We start from the raw sequence: 3,155 nt of genomic DNA, 5'->3' as shown, positions 1-3,155 counted from the left end.
GCTGCCAGTCCTGTGCGGTGGGCACGTGGATGCTGGAGTTGCCGAAGATCTGGCGCACGCGCTCCGTCTTCGGGGCGAAGTCGGCCGGATCGTAGCGGTCGAAGAACTCGCCGGTGGCGTACTGGGAGTTCTCGAAGTTGTGGAACTTCTCGCCGCGCTCCTGGGCGATCTTGTTGGAGGCTTTCAGAGCCTCGTACATCACGGTCGCAAAGTAGGCGTTGGTGAAGTCCAGCGCCTCCTCGGAGCCGTAGTGGATGTGCTCGCGCCCCAGGAAGCCGTGCAGGTTCATCTGACCCAGACCGATTGCGTGAGAGTTGTCGTTACCCTGACGCACCGACGGCACGGAGTCGATGGAGGTCTGATCCGCCACGGCGGTCAGGCCGCGGATGGCGGTCTCGATGGTCTTGGAGAAGTCCTTCGAGTCCATCGCCTTCGCAATGTTCATGGAGCCCAGATTGCAGGAAATGTCGTCGCCGATCTTCTTGTACGACAGGTCAGCGTTGAACTCCGACGGGGTGGAGACCTGCAGAATCTCGGAGCACAGGTTGGAGTGGGTAATGCGGCCTTCGATCGGGTTGGCCTTGTTTACCGTGTCCTCGAACATGATGTACGGATAACCGGACTCGAACTGGATCTCCGCCAGAGTCTGGAAGAACGCACGCGCGTTGATCTTGGACTTACGAATGCGCGGGTCCTCCACCATCTCCTCGTAGTGCTCGGTAACGGAGACGTCAGCGAACGGCTTGCCGTACACGCGCTCTACGTCGTACGGGCTGAACAGGTACATGTCGTCGTTGCGCTTGGCCAGCTCGAAAGTGATGTCCGGGATCACCACGCCCAGCGAGAGGGTCTTGATACGGATCTTCTCATCCGCGTTCTCGCGCTTGGTATCCAGGAATCGCAAGATATCCGGGTGGTGAGCGTGTAGGTAAACCGCACCGGCACCTTGGCGGGCGCCCAGCTGGTTGGCGTAGCTGAAGGCATCTTCCAGCAGCTTCATCACGGGGATCACGCCGGAGGACTGGTTCTCGATGTGCTTAATCGGCGCGCCAGCCTCGCGGACGTTCGACAGCAGCAGGGCCACACCGCCGCCGCGCTTGGATAGCTGCAGTGCGGAGTTGATGGAGCGGCCAATGGACTCCATGTTGTCCTCGATGCGCAGCAGGAAGCACGATACCGGCTCGCCGCGCTGCTTCTTGCCGATGTTGAGGAAGGTCGGCGTTGCAGGCTGGAAGCGGCCGTCCATGATCTCGTCGACGAGGTTGGACGCCAACTCGGTATCCCCCGCTGCCAGGCCCAGCGCAACCATGCACACGCGATCCTCGAAACGCTCCAGGTAACGGCGACCATCGAAGGTCTTCAGCGTGTAAGAGGTGTAGTACTTGTAGGCACCCAGGAACGACTGGAAGCGGAACTTCTTCGCGTAGGCCTGCTTGAACAGGGACTTCACGAAGCTGAACTCGTACTGATCCAGCACCTCGGGGTCGTAGTATTCGTTGTCCACCAGGTACTTAACCTTTTCTTCCAGATCGTGGAAGTAAACGGTGTTCTGGTTGACGTGCTGCAGGAAGTACTGGTTTGCAGCCTCGCGATCCTTGTCGAACTGGATCTCCCCTGCATCGTTGTACAGGTTCAACATCGCGTTCAGAGCGTGATAATCCAGCTGCTCCCGCTGGTCAACGGGCTCCTGGACGGTCTTTCCAAGCTCGGTGCCAGTCATGTGTATGCGTCTCCTCAAAAACTCGCGCTAAGGAAAATGCCTCGCGCTCGTGCGTTCGTTTCGATTCTAATCAGTGCCCCGGACATGTGCGGGGCGGGTGCGAAGCAGGTGTTCTATTCCCCGTTTCACGATTGCCGTATCAGTTCGCTACGGCGCTATCAGCTCGCCAGATCCCACCGACCCTCGTGGCGCAGGGAGGCCTCGAACTCCGCCAGCCCCTCGCGCACTCGGTGGACATCCTCTTCCGTCCCCATCAGCTCAAAGCGATAAAGGTACGGCACCTGGCACTTGGCAGAGATCACCTCGCCGGCCTTGGCGAAGTCCGACCCGAAGTTGATGTTCCCCGCGCCGATCACCCCGCGCAGCCACTTGCGGTTCTGCTCTACGTTGAGGAAATTGATTACCTGCTTTGGAACCGGTCGGGAGTAGTCGCCCGTCATCCCCGCTCCCCCGCCGTATGTCGGCACGACCAAGACATGCGGTTGGTCGACGAGCAGTGGGGCGTCATTACGCTTCAAAGGGATGCGAGAGGAAGGCAACCCGAGCTTGCGCACGAAGCGGTGAGTGTTCTCCGTCGTGGAGGAAAAATACGTAATAAGCATTGAGCCTCATTCAGACAGTGGCGCGCGCAAAAATAGCCCCCACCTTGTAGACGGTGAAGGCGAAGCGACGCGCGAGGGTTAAGCGGCCTTGGCGGTCAGGGAACGAATGCGATCCGGACGGAAGCCGGACCAGTGATCCTCACCGGCGACAACCACGGGAGCCTGCAGATGCCCCAGTGCCATAACGTAGTCGCGAGCCTCATCATCGAGGCTGATGTCAACGAGCTCGTACTCGAGACCAGCCTTATCGAGAGCCTTCTTGGTGGCGTTGCACTGAACACATGCGGGCTTGGTGTAGACGGTGATCATGGTGGCTGTCATTCTCCTGGTTCGTGGGCGCTATCTGTGTTGGTCTTTGTCAGTCTTTACGCTGGCCGTAGCAACGACCTCGGCGGGCGATAGTTCGGCGGGCGATAGTCAGGCGTACTGTGCCCTCATCGCCTCTCATCGACTTGCTTAAGACTACACATCACATGCGTGTAAGACAACCGCTAAAACACAACATTTTGGGGCATACATAAAACAGAAACACAATATCTAGTAGTTACATCTTGAGTATTCGCAGGTGGGGAAAAATCCCACCACTACATCTAGCCACATAAAAAACATGCTTGTAATTTCAAAGCCAGGATTTGAGACAAAAAATCCCCCGCCTCCGCAGTGCTTTAAGCACTCTCAGCGGAAGACGGGGGAAGTGGAACCTTGTGGTTCTTAGCCCTGGCGAGCCTTGAAGCGAGGTTCCTTCTTGTTGATCACGTAGACCTTGCCGCGGCGACGAACGACCTGAGCGCCCGGCTTGTTCTTCAGCGACCGAAGGGACTTGCGGACCTTCA

4 protein-coding genes are annotated in these 3,155 nt (G+C 58.2%); all 4 read right to left on the bottom strand.

All coding sequences use genetic code 11. The features are described from left to right. Nucleotides 1–1,720 (bottom strand): class 1b ribonucleoside-diphosphate reductase subunit alpha (gene nrdE / locus Q0331_RS06620; RefSeq protein ID WP_298075633.1); only part of this gene is annotated, 1,720 nt, incomplete at its 3' end. Nucleotides 1,721–1,878: 158 nt separating this feature from the next. Then, nucleotides 1,879–2,322 (bottom strand): class Ib ribonucleoside-diphosphate reductase assembly flavoprotein NrdI, encoded by a 444-nt coding sequence (gene nrdI, locus Q0331_RS06615; protein ID WP_298075632.1) that lies wholly within the window; start codon nucleotides 2,320–2,322, stop codon nucleotides 1,879–1,881. Between the two features lie 78 nt (nucleotides 2,323–2,400). After that, the gene (nrdH, locus tag Q0331_RS06610; RefSeq protein ID WP_011273153.1) at nucleotides 2,401–2,631 is read right to left on the bottom strand and encodes a glutaredoxin-like protein NrdH; all 231 of its coding nucleotides are present in this window, start codon (nucleotides 2,629–2,631) and stop codon (nucleotides 2,401–2,403) included. A gap of 402 nt (nucleotides 2,632–3,033) precedes the next feature. After that, a partial coding sequence (gene ykgO, locus Q0331_RS06605; RefSeq protein WP_288819702.1) for a type B 50S ribosomal protein L36 occupies nucleotides 3,034–3,155 on the bottom strand: 122 nt, incomplete at its 5' end.

This window comes from uncultured Corynebacterium sp. (genome assembly GCF_937999985.1).
Taxonomy (GTDB): domain Bacteria; phylum Actinomycetota; class Actinomycetes; order Mycobacteriales; family Mycobacteriaceae; genus Corynebacterium.
The sequence above is the reverse complement of the archived record's forward strand: the minus strand, read 5'-3'. Positions and strand labels throughout refer to the sequence as shown.

What these genes read in the sequence shown, in the direction of transcription:
- nrdI (WP_298075632.1), bottom strand. Translation starts at nt 2,322, where the DNA reads ATGCTTATTACGTATTTTTCCTCCACGACGGAGAACACTCACCGCTTC.
- nrdH (WP_011273153.1), bottom strand. Translation starts at nt 2,631, where the DNA reads ATGATCACCGTCTACACCAAGCCCGCATGTGTTCAGTGCAACGCCACC.